At 33.8% G+C, this 16,297-nt stretch carries 10 protein-coding genes; 2 read left to right on the forward strand and 8 right to left on the reverse strand.

Annotation, left to right across the window (positions count from 1 at the left end; all coding sequences use genetic code 11):
• Positions 1-14: 14 nt before the first annotated feature.
• From BM289_RS16440 to BM289_RS16470, 7 genes are all read right to left on the reverse strand, one after another.
• Positions 15-3,017, reverse strand: coding sequence for a SusC/RagA family TonB-linked outer membrane protein (locus BM289_RS16440; RefSeq protein ID WP_091495525.1), 3,003 nt, complete (start codon positions 3,015-3,017; stop codon positions 15-17).
• Between the two features lie 215 nt (positions 3,018-3,232).
• Positions 3,233-7,321, reverse strand: coding sequence for a two-component regulator propeller domain-containing protein (locus tag BM289_RS16445; protein ID WP_091495527.1), 4,089 nt, complete (start codon positions 7,319-7,321; stop codon positions 3,233-3,235).
• Between the two features lie 86 nt (positions 7,322-7,407).
• The gene (locus BM289_RS16450) at positions 7,408-9,036 is read right to left on the reverse strand and encodes a hypothetical protein (protein WP_091495529.1); all 1,629 of its coding nucleotides are present in this window, start codon (positions 9,034-9,036) and stop codon (positions 7,408-7,410) included.
• 227 nt (positions 9,037-9,263) lie between these two features.
• The gene (gene uxuA, locus BM289_RS16455; RefSeq protein ID WP_091495530.1) at positions 9,264-10,448 is read right to left on the reverse strand and encodes a mannonate dehydratase; all 1,185 of its coding nucleotides are present in this window, start codon (positions 10,446-10,448) and stop codon (positions 9,264-9,266) included.
• 123 nt (positions 10,449-10,571) lie between these two features.
• On the reverse strand, positions 10,572-11,384 hold the full coding sequence (locus BM289_RS16460; protein WP_091495532.1) for an SDR family oxidoreductase: 813 nt from the start codon (positions 11,382-11,384) through the stop codon (positions 10,572-10,574).
• A gap of 119 nt (positions 11,385-11,503) precedes the next feature.
• Positions 11,504-12,166: a bifunctional 4-hydroxy-2-oxoglutarate aldolase/2-dehydro-3-deoxy-phosphogluconate aldolase gene (locus BM289_RS16465; protein WP_091495534.1), complete on the reverse strand. Its 663-nt coding sequence runs from the start codon at positions 12,164-12,166 to the stop codon at positions 11,504-11,506.
• 3 nt (positions 12,167-12,169) lie between these two features.
• Complete coding sequence (locus BM289_RS16470) at positions 12,170-12,619, reverse strand: NanQ anomerase/TabA/YiaL family protein (protein ID WP_091495535.1); 450 nt, start codon at positions 12,617-12,619, stop codon at positions 12,170-12,172.
• A gap of 228 nt (positions 12,620-12,847) precedes the next feature.
• Here BM289_RS16470 and BM289_RS16475 point away from each other — a divergent pair, with 228 nt between their 5' ends.
• Positions 12,848-13,861, forward strand: a complete 1,014-nt coding sequence (locus tag BM289_RS16475) for a LacI family DNA-binding transcriptional regulator (RefSeq protein ID WP_091495537.1) — start codon at positions 12,848-12,850, stop codon at positions 13,859-13,861.
• 178 nt (positions 13,862-14,039) lie between these two features.
• Here BM289_RS16475 and BM289_RS16480 read toward each other — a convergent pair whose 3' ends face one another.
• Positions 14,040-15,209, reverse strand: a complete 1,170-nt coding sequence (locus BM289_RS16480) for a DUF4861 family protein (RefSeq protein ID WP_091495538.1) — start codon at positions 15,207-15,209, stop codon at positions 14,040-14,042.
• A gap of 212 nt (positions 15,210-15,421) precedes the next feature.
• On the opposite strand from BM289_RS16480, the gene BM289_RS16485 reads away from it, so the two are divergent.
• Positions 15,422-16,060, forward strand: a complete 639-nt coding sequence (locus tag BM289_RS16485) for an HAD family hydrolase (RefSeq protein WP_091495540.1) — start codon at positions 15,422-15,424, stop codon at positions 16,058-16,060.
• Positions 16,061-16,297: the final 237 nt, after the last annotated feature.

Genomic DNA, 16,297 nt, shown 5'->3' on the forward strand with positions numbered 1-16,297 from the left:
TTCTTTTTATTAAACTAGAATTTCACATTAAGCCCCATTGTAAACGTTCTCACGTTTGGATATCCACCGTAATCCAAGCCTAGGTAAGTATTACTTCTTGAATTATTGTCGTTTAAGTAACTTGTTTCAGGATCTGTTCCTGGATAATTTGTGATGGTCCAGATGTTTTGCGCGCTTACATAAAAACGGACTTTGTTTAATCCCATTTTAGAAACAAAACTTTCATCTAAACTGTATCCTAAAGAGATGTTTTTTAAACGAATGTAACTTCCATCATAAACAAATCTTGAAGTAATTCTTTTTGTTCTTGCCGCATTAATAGGTACGTCAGTGTTTGTATTTGTTGGAGTCCAAGAGTTTAAAACTTCTGTAGTAGCATTATTGTTTCCAGATGCCAATTCCATCAAAGTATAGTTTAAGATTTGCCCGCCTTCTGACCCTTGGAAAAAGATGTTTAGATCCAAATTTTTATAAGTGAAATCATTATTGAATCCGAAAATGAAATCAGGATTTGGGTTTCCAATAATAGTTTTATCCTGCGAATCTAATTTTCCGTCTCCATTTACATCTTTGAATTTTTCTCCTCCAGCAATAGTCTCAAAGTTTCCTGGTAATACAGGTTCTCCCTGCTGAATTACACCATCATAAACAAACCCAAAGAAAGAACCTACAGGTTGTCCCACTCTTAAAATCTGAGATTCTGTTGCTAGGAAATGTCCTGGAGCAGAATTAATCAATAAGTCTTTGTTATCGGCTAATTTTAATACTTTGTTTTTGTTTGATGAAATATTGAAGTTAGTTGACCAAGTAAAATCGGCACCGATGAAGTTTTTAGTATTAATTCCTAATTCCCATCCTTTGTTTTCCAATTCACCAACATTTTGAAGCTGTGTAGCAATTCCCGAAACTCCCGGAAGCGGTCTGTTAAACAACAAATCTTTTGTAATGGTTTTATAATAATCTGCTGTAATGCTGATTCTGTTATCAAATAAACCTAAATCAATTCCGTAATCCTGCTGATAAGAAGTTTCCCATTTTAAGTTCGGATTATCCAATGAAGTCAGCTGTACTGCATTTACAATTACGTCACCGCTCACATAATAAATTTCAGAGAAACGAGAAAGAGTAGAGTAAGCACCAATTGAAGGATTACCTGTTGCACCATAACTCGCTCTTAATTTTAAGTTTGAAATGGTTTTATTGTCTTTTAAGAAAGCTTCTTTGCCAATATTCCATCCAATTGCTCCAGAAGGGAAAGTTCCGTATTTGTAGTTTTTACTAAAACTTGATGAACCATCTCTTCTTGCTGTAAAAGTCAATAAGTAACGATCGTCATAATCAAAATTCAGCCTTCCAAAAGCAGAAATCAATTCCGTTTCAGATAAACCAGAATCAGGTTTTAAGAATACTGTTCCAGCACCTAAATTTCTATAAGAATTTGTGTTTGTTAAAAATCCTCTTGAAGCAGCATAAGAGTTTTCATTTTTATTTTTTTGATACGAATATCCTCCAAGCACCGTTAAGATTCCTTTATCGATAATTTCGCGTTTAAAAGTCAGATAGTTTTCTGTTAAGAAAGAAGAAAAACGAGTATTGTTAACAGAAGCTTCTCCTTTGATATTTTTTCCTGCAATTAAAGTGGACGGAATAAATCTGCCTGTTTGTGAATTACTATCGGTCAAACCTAAAGTAGTTTTAAAATCCAAATCTTTTGTGATTTGATATTGAGCAAAGAAATTGTTTCTGTTCACGATAGAAACAGTTTCTAGAATGTTTTCCATTGCCGTTGCGTATGGATTGTCAATATCGTCACCAATTGGAGCCGTTGTGGTATAAGAACCATCAGCATTGTAAATTCCTTTGTCTGGCATAAAACGGTAAGCCGATGCAATTACGCCCGCAGCACCAGTTCCTCCAGCACTTGTCTGACTTACGATTCCTTCTTTGTTTTGTTTACTTGTAAAAGTATTAAGACCAACTTTGAATTTAGGTGTCAAATCTGCTTCTAGATTACTTACAATGGTATATTTGTCAATTCCAGAATTGATAACAACTCCATTTTGATTGAAATAAGTTCCAGAAACGTAATATTTGATATTTTCAGAACCGCCTGAAAATGATAATTGCGTATTCGAAATCATTCCGTCACGGTAAATTACATCTTGCCAGTCTGTATTTGCTGGACCTTGTGTATGCGTGGTAAAACTTTTTCTATATGCTGCAAACTGATCGGCATTCAACAAATGCAGTTTGTTGTTTACAGATTGTATTGATGTAGAGTTGCTGAATTCAATTACTGGTTTTCCCGGTTTTCCTTTTTTGGTCGTTACCATGATAACACCGTTTGAGCCTCTAGAACCATAAATAGCAGTAGCCGAAGCATCTTTTAAAACTTCTATAGAAGCAATATCCTGAGGTGCTGGCATAGAGGCGCCTGCAAATCCATCAACCACCACCAATGCATCACCGCTGGCATTGATAGAAGTTCCGCCTCGAACTCTAATTTTTACTGGAGCTCCAGGTTCTCCACCATTATTAGTTTGTACAGAAACTCCAGCTGCGCGTCCTTGTAAAGCTTGTTCTGCATTCAGTACTGGATAAGCGGTTAATTCTTTTGCTGTTACAGAAGAAACGGAACCTGTAATATCACTCTTTTTACGCGTTCCATAGCCTACCACAATGACTTCGTCAAGTGCTTTTGTATCGGGTTTTAAACTAACATTGATTACGCTTTTAGTTCCAACCGGAATTTCAACCGTCTGAAATCCGACGAAATTGAAAACTAAAACGGCATTTTTTTCCGATACGATAACGGTGTAATTTCCATCCATATCCGCAGATGCTCCAACTGAAGAGTTTTTGATATAGACATTAGCGCCGGGAAGTCCAAGTAAATCTTCACTTGAAGTTATCTTTCCGGTAACTTTTCTTTCCTGTGCATTCATCATGAAATTTACCAGTAAAAAAGACACCAGTAAACACCATTTAAACGACTTGTTTTTTTGGTTTGTAAACATTCATTTTTCGGTTTAAGGTTAATAAGATTAGATAAAATAGAAAAGCAGTAAACTCATTCCGATTATGAGAATGACAAATACAATTTGCAATAACAAGAAGTTCTGTTTTCTGATTTTCATATCGCAAATGTAGAATCCGAAAACGATATAGAAATACAAAAAAGGGTATCTAAAAATACAGATACCCTTTTTTAAGCCCTTAAAACAGTAGATTTTTAAATTGTTGCAGAAGATTTATAAAATTTGTCTGCATATTGTGATGGAGTTTCTCCGTATTTTTTCTGGAAGCATTTACTGAAATATTTTGGGTTGTTAAAACCAACTTTATAACTTACTTCAGAAACGGTCAGTTTATTTTGTTCCAATAATTGAGCAGCACGTTTCAATCTAATTTCATGAATAAATTCATTTGGCGTGCAATTGGTCCAAGCCTTGATTTTTAAAAATAACATGGTTCGGCTGACACCCAATTCAGAACAGAAAAATGGAATATCAAATTGTTCGTTTGAAATATTCTCTTCCACAATTTTAAAAGCTTTTTTCAATAATTCTTCATCCAATGATGAAACCGTAATTTCTGATGGAATAAAACTGTCTTCGCTTGAAAATTTGATTCTTAAACGTTCGGTTGTGTTCAGCAGATTTTTAACACGAAGCCTGAATTCCATTAAATTAAATGGTTTACTGATATAATCATCGGCACCGCTTTCCAGTCCTTCAAATTTATAGACTAATGAAGATCTGGATGTTAAAAGAATGACTGGAATATGACTGGTTTTTAAATTCTCTTTTATTTTAGAACACAATTCAGTTCCGACCATTTCAGGCATGATAACGTCGCTGATAATCAAATTTGGAACATATTTTAAAGCTTTCTCAAAAGCAATTTTTCCGTTTTCGGCTTCAATAATGTTGTAGTCTTTTTTGAGTAAGTTTTTCATGAACTTTCTCAAAACCTTATGATCTTCAACAAGGAGAATGGTTTGTTTTTCTTCGTTGACAATTAAATCTTCGATATCTTCATTTTCAATAACTTCAGAAGGTTCTAACTGCGCCGCGTATTGCTCTACATCATCACTAATTTTAAAATCAGGAATAATTTCATTATCCGAAAGATGTTCGCGTCCCAGAGGCAGCGTTACCTTAAATACAACACCTCCAGTTGGTTTATTGGTGACATCAATCGAACCTTTATGGAGTTTTACAATGTTTTTTACAATAGAAAGGCCTATTCCTGTTCCTTTATTATAGTTTTTCTGAACCTGATTATGTGTTGGCACTTCAAAGAACAAATCAAATATTTTATCGATATGTTGTTCGGCTATTCCAACTCCTGAATCTTCAACCGCTATAAAAAGGTTTTCATGATCGTGATTGATTTTAATGTTGATTTTACCGCCTTTTGGAGTATATCTGAAAGCATTCGAAATCAAATTATAAAATACACGTTCGAGTTTGTAACGATCATAATAAACTAGAATTTCATCGTCTGAAGTTTCAAATGTATAATCGTAACCACCGTCTTTGGCGTATTCTATGAATGATAAGTAGATTTCTCGAGTAAATTTGACAATATTCCCGTTTGCTGATTCTAGTGCAACCTGATGATTTTCGAGTTTTCTAAAATCCATTAAACGGTTAATCAAACTCAGCAAATGATTGGCACTTCCTTCAATCACTAAAAGCTTTTTGTACATTTCATTTGTTCCGTTATAGTCGGCTAGAATCTGTTGTAAAGGCCCTAGAATTAAAGTCAGTGGTGTTCTGAATTCGTGCGAGATATTCGTAAAGAAATCCAGTTTAAGCTTGTTGTTTTCTTCAATACGTTTGGTTTCCAGATATTCTAGTTCCAGCTTTTGTTTCAATCTGGCTTTTGATTTCATAATCCAAATCAAGCCGTATAATCCCAAACCGATAACAATTCCATATAGTAAAAATGCCCAGATACTACGCCAGGGAGCAGGATTTACGATTACTTTTAAAGTTGTCGGTTTCTGATTCCATACTCCGTCATTATTAGCACCGCGAACTTCAAAAGTATAAGTTCCCGGATTTTGAATGGCAAAATTGGCTTCGGTATTTTTTGTAGTTGTCCAGTTGTTTTCTAATCCCGTTAAACGATAACTATATTGATTGTTTTTTGATCGAATATAATTGGGTATAGCAAAGCTTATCGTAAAATTAGCCTTATCATAGTCCAATGTTATGGTTTGCGTAAATCCAACGCTGTTTTCTAAAATACCGTCTTTGTCATTGGCATGTATCGTTTCATTTTTAATTTTCAAATCCGTAATTAAAACCTGCGGTGCATAATTATTCAATGAAATTTTTGTTGGATCAAAAAATGTAGCTCCTGATGGACTTCCAAAATAGAATTGATTTGAAGCGAGTTTTAAAGCCGAATTATCATTGAATTCGTTACTCGCCAATCCGTCCTTTTGATCGTAAATTACAATTGCTTTTTTATTGGTATTGTATTTTATAATTCCCTGATTGGTGCTGATCCATAAGTTTTTATCATCATCCTGTAAAATGGAATGAATAGAAGTAATAACTGTATTTCCAATTTTAAGATGAATATGATTGAATTTCTTTCCATCAAAATAATGAAGTCCTTTTGCTTTGGTTCCAACCCAGATTCTTTTGTCTGAATCCTGAAATAAAGTCAGAATATCATCACCTGATAAAGCAGCATGATTATAAAAGAAATGCTGAATGGTATATTTTTTTGGATTGAAGTTTTTTAACGGAATACGATTAAGTCCGTTTTGAGTTCCAATCCAGACATAATTTTGTTTGTCTACTAATATGGTTCGAACAATATTATTGGTTAGGAAAACAGGTTTTGTATTATCATTTCCAAGAATATCAAAGGTTTTATCCAAAGTATTATAGCGAACCAAACCTTTTCCAAAAGTTCCAATCCACAAAATACTTCCTTCTGTTTTAAGCGAATAAACTCCAGTATCTTTTAATATGTCACTTAAATCTGAAGCAATTCGATTATCTTCAATTCGTTTTGAAATAGTGTTATATGCTGATAGTCCTTTAGAAAAAGTTCCAATCCATAAAATATGATCATCGGAAAGACACATCGCTTTGATGTCATTTTTATTTGTTTGTCCCGTTTTGCTATTGATATAACTTACTGATTCGGTATTTTTATTGAAGATTGTAATACCGCCGCCTTCGGTTCCAAAATAAATATTCTGGTTTTTATCAGTAATTATAGAACTTACTACATCAAAACTCATTGGAATTTTTTTCGAATTCTGATTATAGTTAGAGAAATTAACATTGGAAATATCCCAAAGATTTACGCCTTTGTAATAACAGCCAATCCAAATGGATCCTTTTTTATCCATAAAAACCGATTTTACTTTGTCGATTCCAATGCTGTTATTGCTGTTATTGATTTTCTGCAGACTCTTGTCTTTCCCTAAAATATAGATTCCATCATAAGTACCAACCCATAAAGAGCCTTGATGGTCAATTACTAATGATCTAATGTCAGTATTGATTTCACTGTATTTATTGGCTTCTAAAAACGAAACATATGCTTTTTGTTTTATATCGAAATTTAAAAGTCCTTTGTTTTTAGTTCCTACCCATAAATCTCCATTTTGACCTTCAATAACCGATTGAACATTTAGAAGATCAACTGTATACGGATAATTTTTGAAGATAAATTTTCCGCCTTTTCTACTGGTAAGCAAGCATAAACCTTTTGTAGTTCCAATCCAGATTTCACCTTTTTTGGTTCTTAGAATGGTCTGAATATTATTGCTGGGCAATGTTGAAATATCTTCATCTGAATGAAAAATAGAAGTAAATAATCTTGATTTTTTATTGTAAATGGTTAGTCCTTTAGAAGTTCCAAACCACATTTCATCTCCAATTTCCCTGATACTCCAAACGGCATTATTACTTATTGTCTGATTGGCTTTCGTATAAAGATATCTTGTGAATTTATTTGAAACGGGATCATAACAGTTTAATCCGTTATAAGTTCCAACCCAGATTTTACCCAAGTTATCTTCTTCAATCGCTAAAATATCGTTATTACTGATGGAAAATTTATCAGAAACATCATTTCGATAAATTGTAAAATGACTTCCATCATATTTGTTTAGACCATCACGTGTACCAAACCACATTTGTCCAAATTTATCCTGATGTATGGTAATAACAGAACTCTGCGAAAGTCCGTCGGTTGTGGAGATGTTTTTAAGACGGTATTTATTTTGAGAAAATAGATTCCCAAAAACAAATACAATGGTAAGAAGAGCTATTTTATATTTCATAGCGTTTATTTTTTTGCCGCAAAGTCGCAAAGACACAAAGTTTATCTAATTGCTTTGAGTCTTTGGGTCTTTGTGGCAGTTTTAACTTATTTTAGGCGTCTTTGTAATTGATAAGCGTAAAGAGACGGAATTTTTTCAATTGACGTATTTAAAAATTCGATATAGGGGTCAACATCGTATTTGATTTCAAATTTTGCATTTCCATGAACTCCAATGATTCTGGCGAAAGCGCCGTCTTTCATTCCGTATAATAAAACAGGTTTTGCAGGATTTGGATTGGTAACTTGAACATTTAGATTCCAAAAAGTACTGAAAGGTCCGTGTGAAGGTTTCCAGTATTCAGCGCCACCGCCGCCAAACAAAAAGTAACTGTTATTTTTATCAGGGGTAATATGAACAATAATATTATCAAATAAATTTTGATGATTGGCACCTGAATGCTGATCTAAAAGTGCATCGGCAAAAATTTCACAATCTTGATACACGTTTTTCGTCGCAAAAGTGTTGAAACTTAAAGGATGCACCGTTTTATTATAGATCTTTAAGTTTTTGACCAATACATTATGAACACCGCCTAAAGTTACGGTATAATGCGATAAATGTGGTCCGTCGGTTGTAATATCCTGAACGGTAACATTGGAAACTTCTTCGGCCAAGATGCCACTATCTGCATTGGTGATTTTGACATCTTTTACCCAGCTGTTAAATAAGCGGGTTAAGAAAATACCATTATTTCCGGGTTCCACGTGATGAGCAACTCTTGGAATATCTGGAAATGTAAAACGAATATGTTCGATTCCGACTTCATTTAAATGTTTCCATTCTACCAATTGTGCCTGATAAACGGGTTTGATTGAAATAGTCAAAGGTGTTTTAAGCGTAATTTTTGATCCAGAAATCTTAACAATTTCAACTTGCTGTCTGACTATAGGAAGCTTTGGAAACTGCCAGTGATGTGATCCTGGTTTTACTTTAGCGCCTTGGTATAAATCTTTGATGATTTCTCCATTTTCGCCTTCTTTGTTGAATAATTGTAACTCAACAATATCTCCAGCTTTTAGGTTTTTAACATTAGAAACATTGATGGTAAATTCTCCCATTTTTCCAGAATTGACTTTCGCCAGAACATTTGCTTCGGGTTCATATTTATCAAGATATGATTTTACGCGTTCTCCCGAAACTTGTGTCCAGATAAAACCTCCCGACCACGCATATTGTGAAAAAGGCAAATCGACATTGTTTTCAGGTTCCCGCTGCCTTTTGTCAAAAGTGGTTAAATATTCGCGAAGTTCTGCTAAAGACTCAGGATCTTTAAGATACATCATAGGTCTTGGACAGTAGATTTCTGTTCCGTTTTCATCAGAACCAGTACCGCGCAGTACAAAATTGCTTCTTTCGATGTAGAGAATATCACTAAGGATAATTTTTCCCTTTGGTAATTGTAGAATGACATTTCCTTCAACAGCATTCGCCGCTTTAAAAGCTTTTAATAATGCTTTTGAGTCGTCGAGATGATCATCGGCTTTAACACCAAAATCTTCTGCGTTGATAATTTTACCATTGACTTCAGGAATCGGGCTTTCTCCAAAGCGGTAGCCTGCATAACTGAAATCAGGGAGATAGTTTGTTTTTGAAGTAATAATTTTAGGTAATTCCTGCGCCAATATGGTATTCATAAAAAAGCCACAGGAGACAATAATGGCTTGGCGAATCATGGTTTTTGTGGTTGTGGTTAGTAAGTTTTTTTTGATTTGCCGCTAAGACACTAAGGCGCAAAGTTTTTCTTTTTTTATTTAACGCAGATTTTAAAAGATTTAGGCAGATGCTCGCAGATATTCATTAATAAAATCTGCTATAATCTGCCAAATCTGCATGAAACAAAATCCTTTTAATTTTTTAAATAAAAAGCTTTGTGTCTTAGCGCTTTAGCGGCAAAAAAAAATTATAAAGATCGTTTAATCCCTATTTCAAGTCCGCGTAGTTCTGCAAGACCTCTTAAACGGCCGATTGCAGAATAACCCGGATTTGTTTTTTTCTTTAAATCATCCAACATTTGATGTCCGTGATCGGGACGCATTGGCAAAGTGCTGTTGTTTCTTTTTTCAACTTCCAAAATTGCTTTCACAACTTCGTACATATCAACATTTCCTTCAAGGTGGTTGGCTTCGTAGAAACTTCCTTCTTCATCACGTTGTGTACTTCTTAAGTGGATAAAATTCATTTTATCGCCATGGCGTCTTACCATTCCTGGTAAATCATTATCGGCTCTTACACCGTATGAACCTGTACACATTGTAAATCCGTTGGATGGAGAAGGCGCAGCATTCATTAATTCAATTAAATCTTCTTCTGTACTTACCACTCTTGGTAAACCTAAAATAGGGTAGGGAGGATCGTCTGGATGAATAGCCATCAAAACGCCTTTACTTTCAGCGACTGGAATAATTTCTTTCAAAAAGAAGAAAAGATTATCCTTTAAAGCTTGTCTGTCAATATGATTATAAGCACTTAAAGTTACAAGGAAGTCTTCAACACTATAAGCTTCTTCTGCACCAGGAAGTCCAGCAAGAATATTTTGCTGTAACTTAACTTTATCTTCGGCTGTCATAGCTTCAAAATAGCTTTTTGCTTTTTGAATTTGTGTTTCAGAATATTCTTTTTCAGCTCCAGGTCTTTTCAAAATAAACAATTCAAATGCTGCAAAAGCGTTGATATCGAATCGTAAAGCTTTTGAGCCATCTTCTACTGTATAAGACAAATCGGTTCTTGACCAATCTAAAACTGGCATGAAGTTATAACATACACATTTGATACCACACAAAGCCAGATTACGAATGCTTTCTTTATAATTTTCAATGTATTGAATGTAATTTCCAGTTTGTTTTTTAATGTCTTCGTGAACAGGAATACTTTCCACAACCGACCAAGTTAGGCCTGAAGCACCTTTTTTAGGATCACCGTCTTCATGTTCGATTTCAACTTTACGTTTAATGATTTCGTCGATGCTCCAAACTTGTCCATTTGGAATATGATGTAAAGCAGTTACAATTCCGGTTGCTCCGGTTTGTTTTATATCTTGTAAAGAAACAGGATCATTTGGTCCGAACCATCTTAATGTTTGTTCCATGTTTATAATGTTTATTTTATTTCCTGCAAGGTTTCCAAAACCTTGTAGGTATGATTTTAATTTTATTGTTTTTAAATATTTATACCTGCAAGGTTTCCAAAACCTTGCAGAACCTTACAAATCTTAAATGCTCGTTGCTGCAAATCCACCGTCTACTTTTAAGATAGTTCCTGTCACAAATTTTGACATGTCACTGCAAAGGAATAAAAGTGCTCCGTCAATATCTTCTGGATTTCCAAACCTTCCCATTGGTGTATGATCGATGATTTTTTCGCCTCTTGGAGTTAATTTTCCTTCTGGAGTCAATAATAAAGCACGATTTTGTTCGCCGATGAAGAATCCAGGTGAAATAGCATTTACACGAAGTCCTTCGCCATATTTTTGGGCTAATTCAACAGCCATCCATTGTGTAAAGTTGTCAATCGCCGCTTTTGAAGCTGAATATCCCACAACCCTAGTTAAAGGCCTTTGTGCTGACGCTGATGAAATATTAATGATATTTCCTGATTTTTGTTTTGCAAAAAGCTCGGCAAAAACTTGCGTTGGAAGCATAGTTCCAATAATATTCAAATCGACTACTTTTTGTAAATCGTCGCTTTTCATATCATAAATGGCCTGATCCGGCTGAATCGTTGCACCAGGCATATTTCCTCCAGCAGCATTGATTAAAATATCCAAACGACCGTATTTTTCTACAATTTGGTCTTTTACTTTTTCTAATTCTTCTTTGTTTAAAACATTCGCCTGAACAGCAAATGCTTGTCCGCCATTTGCTTCAATGTTTTTTACTGTGTTTTCTGCTTTTTCTAATGATTGAGAAACAATTCCCACAATAACACCTTGTTGCGCCAATGTAGCTGCAAATCGGCTTCCTAATACTCCAGCACCTCCTGTTATTAAAGCAATTTTTCCTTCTAAATTAAATATTGAATTCATCTTAGTCTATTTAAAAATTCCAATACTTTAAATTCCAAATTGTGAAATAAAGTATTTATGTTCTTGATTATTTTTTTACCAAATTTTGGAATTTGGAATTTCAAAATTTGGATTTAAATTTAAGCTCTAATGGTTTTAATCAATTCCAAAACTCTTTTGGTTTCTTCTTCGATTGTATCATAAGCTTCATCCTGCATAACTTTTTTACTGATTAATTTGCTTCCCATTCCAACAGCAGAAACACCAGCATTAAACCAAGTTTCAATACTTTGGCTAGTGGTGTCAACGCCTCCAGTTGGCATAAAAATTAATTCTGGGAATACATCTTTAATCCCACTCATAAAATCTGGACCTAAAATATTTCCAGGAAAAAGTTTAATGAATTTTACTCCTGCATTTTCAGCCGCAATAATTTCTGTTGGAGTCATACAGCCCGGTGCGTAAAGTACTTCTTTACCTATCAAAAATGAAGCAACTTCCGGAACAAAGCCCGGACTTATAAAAAAATCAGCGCCAGCTAAATAATACGTTTCTGCCTGAACCAAGTTTTTGATTGTACCAATTCCTAATAACATACCTGGCAATTCTCCATTTCTAACTTCAATTAGCTTTTTGAAATTTGAAATGGCTTCAGGGCCTCTATTGGTATATTCTACAGCTCTAATTCCTGCATTGTAAAGTGTTTTTAAAAGCGTAACACTTTTATTTTCATCCGCATTAAAATATAAAGGAAGCATTCCTTGTTTTAAAATAACTTCTATAGAATTCTGAATTGTGCTCATTTCTTATATTTTTACTTTGATTACAATTTTTTTAAGTAATCCTTCACCAATCATTGCAGTATGCACATCTTCAGGAAATAAGATGGCAAATTGTTTTTCCTGCAATTGAAAAAAGGTGTCTGGTGCATCATGAAAAAAACGTACATCTCTTTCCTCACTGTAATCACCGTTTGGATTTACACATTTTTCTCTTGGTTTCCATGCAAAAGTTTCAGGCCCTTTAATTGAAATCTGAATGTCAATATTTTTATCGTGACATTCAAAACCTTTAACGGCTTCTTCTTTGGTATTTCCTTGTCCAACAATTACAATTAGTTTTAAACCTTCTCCAATTTCAAAAGCTCCTTCTTCAAGATTGGCAATATCGTTTTGGTTTACATAATCAAATGCCTTTTGAAAATTAGGATGAAGGCTGTAATACTTTGCAGCATTTTGTAGTGAATCTACTATCATTCTGTATAGATTTTTCTGGTTTTAATAGTTAGTTTTCAATAGATAACAGAAAAAAAGAATTGTTTTTTTAATGTTATGTGTATATTTGCCGTGTGCGTACACGGTATTTTTACAAATGTATGTAAAATGCATTGTAAAACAACTTATTTTTATAAAATAAAATAAAATTTACCGCACTGCTTTTATTTTTTTAACTTAAAAAGAATCAATATCATAACCATCAAAAAAATTGCGGAATTAGCCAATGTCTCACCGGGAACGGTTGACAGGATTATACACAAACGCGGACAAGTAGCGCAGGAGACCGTTGACAAGGTTAATGCGATAATCAAAGAGTTTGGCTATAAACGAAATATTTTGGCGAGTAATCTTGCTTTAAATAGGAAGTTCCATTTTGCCGTTTTTCTTCCAAAATCGGAGACTTTAGAGTATTGGAAAAGTCAGGTGGAAGGAATTGAAAAGGCAGCAATTGAATTTAGTAAATTCGGAATTGTTCTTGATTATTTCTTTTATGACTATAATGTAGCATCTTTCAAAGAAACGGTTCAAAAATTAATGGAACTTGAGTGCGACGGATTATTGTTTGCACCTATTTTTTATGAAGATTCGGTTCAATTTTTAAAAGAATATCAAAAGAAAGATATTCCGGTTGTCATGATTGATTCTAATATTTCTGAAGGTAATCTACATGCTTATGTCGGACAGGATGCTTTTCAGAGTGGTTATCTCGCTGGAAGGTTAATCAGTTTTGCTGTTAAAAACGAAAGACAGGTTTTAATTTTTAAAATCACAAGAGAGATAGAAAGTACATCGGTTTATTTACAACGAATTGATGGTTTTTATTCGTATTTTAAAGATCATGATGAACTGACTAATTTTAAATTTTCGGAAGTGACTTTAAAAGATTCCAAAATTGATCAGTTGAGTTTAGAAATGTTTTCTGGAATAAACAGTGTTTTTGTTCCCAATTCCAGAGCTTATATTGTTGCCGAGTTTCTACACAAAAACAACATAAAAGGTGTCCGAATTATTGGTTACGATTTGCTAAAAGAAAATATAGAATATCTCAACAAAGGCGTAATTGATTTTTTAATTAACCAAAGACCCGAAGATCAGGGATATATGGGAATCAATTATTTGTATAAGAAACTAGTTCTTCAAGAAGATGTAGAGCAAACGCATTATATCCCGTTAGAAATTATTTTAAAAGAGAATTATTTTCCTGCAAGGAAATCTATTTGATTTCGTATTTACGAATAAACCCTTTAGGATTTATCATTTTTAAACATAGCCCATGGTTTCAACCACGGGAACACAACGCATAGTCACAACACGTTTCCCGTGGTTGAAACCACGGACTATATTTACAATTAAAGAAGAAAATTTTTTGTGTCTTAGTGCCTTTGTGGCAAAACAAAAACTATTTTTTAACCTTCACGACCAAAGGATTATTAATCTTTTCAGCAAAAGAACTCAAGTATTTTTCCCATTGCTGTTTCGTTTGATATGGACTTCCTTTTTTCCATCCGAAACCAGCATAATATATGGCTTTATTGTTTTTAACAGTGATATTTCCGTAAAGGTTACTCAAATCTTTTTCATCTGTAACATGATTATCAAAACTGATTAAAGTGCCTTTTGGAGCTACTAAACCTAAACCAATTTCAGAATCATCGATAGGTTCCCAATAACTTAACCAGCCTTCTTTTAAGTTTGTTCCAATGGTACCTTTTTTATCATGAAGGGTTAATCCGGCAGTGAGAGTTTTGGTTCCTGTAATATTGATTTCAAAACGAGACAGCTGACTTCCATAATCCAAACTAATTAGTTTAGATTCGGTTATTTTATTGCCTTTAGCATCCCAATCGGCATAAGTTAGAATGAAACTCGTTCTGATTGGTCCGGTTGTAATGGTTTTCCAGCTGATAAAGTTTTTAGAGAAATAATATTTTCCATCAACATTTACAGCAGTTCCGCCCACGCCACGACTCGGTCCAACCTGAAAATTGTCTAAACCTTCACCAGTATCTTTATGATAACTTCCGGTTCCGTTAACAGTCTTTTCATACCATTTATTAATGATTGGATAATCGACTTTCTTTAACCAAGCATCAATTCCGCTGGTTAGAGTACCGCCTGGAACGTTATCTTCAACCATTTTTTGAGCAACTGGGCCATACGTTCTAAAAGCTACTTTATTGTTTTCCCAAGCATAATCATCTGTTCTTTCTGGAACAAAACGAGAATAACAACTGATCGTTTTAGAAGCATTCGGATTATTTCCAGCTAAAATTTCAAAATCCTGTTTGGACGAAGCTTTTATTTTAGGTTGAAATAAAAGAACATCCATAGTTCCGTCTCCGTCATTATCTACTGTTTGAGTTTCAAGGAAAGAATTATTGCCAAGATCTTTTACAGCATAATTTTCAAGTTTAGCATCTGCTGGTAATCCCAGTATTTTTTTGGTAAGCTCAACGGTTTCAAACTCTCTATCGCCTTTTAAGTTATTGCTGATTGTGATGATTTTGTTTTGAGCTTGAATAGTAAAAGTTCCAGCCAGAATTGCGGTAAATAAAAAGTGTTTTTTCAAAATTTATAGATTTAATTTTTTAAAAATCGGTTTGATAGGATTTTATAAAAGTACAAATCATAAAATAAATCGAAATACAAAAGAGGAGTAATTCTGTACAGAATGTTGAAAATTAACAAAAAAGTATAAAATTGAAAATAGATATTTTTTGTAATTTACATTTGCTCAATTGGATTCAGTGAGAATTTATAATTAAATGAAAATCAACAAAAATGGTTAAATGTATTATTTTCGATTGTGATGGTGTTTTGGTGGATACAGAAAAAATAGGTAACGGAATATTACTTGAAATGGCATCAGAATATGGATTTCAATTAGAACTGGAAGAAGCTTATCATCTTTTTAATGGTCGAAGTCTTAAAGATTGTTTTGTACTGATTGAAAATGGAATAGGGAAAAAACTTCCGGAAGATTTTGAGTCGAATTATAGAGACAGAAGTTTCGAAGCTTTCAAAAAGGAAACCAAACCAATGGAAGGAATTGTTGATTTTCTGGATCATCTTAAAATTCCTTATTGTACAGCTTCGAGCGGACCATTAGAAAAAATCAGACTAAATCTAGGACTTGCAGGTTTACTTGACCGATTTGAAGGTAAAATATATAGTTCTTATGTTATTAAAAGCTGGAAACCCGATCCTGGAATCTTTCTGCATGCCGCCGAAGAAATGGGATTTGATGTGAAAGATTGTATTGTAATAGAAGATAGTGTTGCTGGTGTGAAAGCGGGAATAAGTGGCGGTTTTAAAGTATATGGTTTTGCCAATGGATTTAATAATGAAGATTTAAAACAAGAAGACGCAATTCTTTTTCATAGTTACAAAGAGTTAGGCACTATGCTTGGGATTGATTAGTATTTTTTCTGATTAAATTGAAATGATTCAACAGGACAAATTTGTCGGATGAGTAATAAAGTAAACTCCGTTTGGAGTTTCTCATCGGCAGAAAAAAAAATGTACGACCGATATGTTTGTCCTGTAGGGACAATTCAAAATGTTGCATATTTAGATTTCGATATAGGAATGCGGTAAACATTATCATTCAATAACAATATCGTAAACTCATTTAGATATTAAATCGATAAAATTGTT

It is taken from the genome of Flavobacterium phragmitis, assembly GCF_900112575.1.
GTDB classification, from domain to species: Bacteria; Bacteroidota; Bacteroidia; order Flavobacteriales; family Flavobacteriaceae; genus Flavobacterium; species Flavobacterium phragmitis.

Bases quoted from the DNA above. Each gene is read 5' to 3' on its own strand.
- BM289_RS16465 (WP_091495534.1), bottom strand. From the start codon at position 12,166: ATGAGCACAATTCAGAATTCTATAGAAGTTATTTTAAAACAAGGAATG.
- uxuA (WP_091495530.1), bottom strand. From the start codon at position 10,448: ATGGAACAAACATTAAGATGGTTCGGACCAAATGATCCTGTTTCTTTA.
- BM289_RS16440 (WP_091495525.1), bottom strand. From the start codon at position 3,017: ATGTTTACAAACCAAAAAAACAAGTCGTTTAAATGGTGTTTACTGGTG.
- BM289_RS16485 (WP_091495540.1), top strand. From the start codon at position 15,422: ATGGTTAAATGTATTATTTTCGATTGTGATGGTGTTTTGGTGGATACA.
- BM289_RS16445 (WP_091495527.1), bottom strand. From the start codon at position 7,321: ATGAAATATAAAATAGCTCTTCTTACCATTGTATTTGTTTTTGGGAAT.
- BM289_RS16450 (WP_091495529.1), bottom strand. From the start codon at position 9,036: ATGATTCGCCAAGCCATTATTGTCTCCTGTGGCTTTTTTATGAATACC.
- BM289_RS16470 (WP_091495535.1), bottom strand. From the start codon at position 12,619: ATGATAGTAGATTCACTACAAAATGCTGCAAAGTATTACAGCCTTCAT.
- BM289_RS16460 (WP_091495532.1), bottom strand. From the start codon at position 11,384: ATGAATTCAATATTTAATTTAGAAGGAAAAATTGCTTTAATAACAGGA.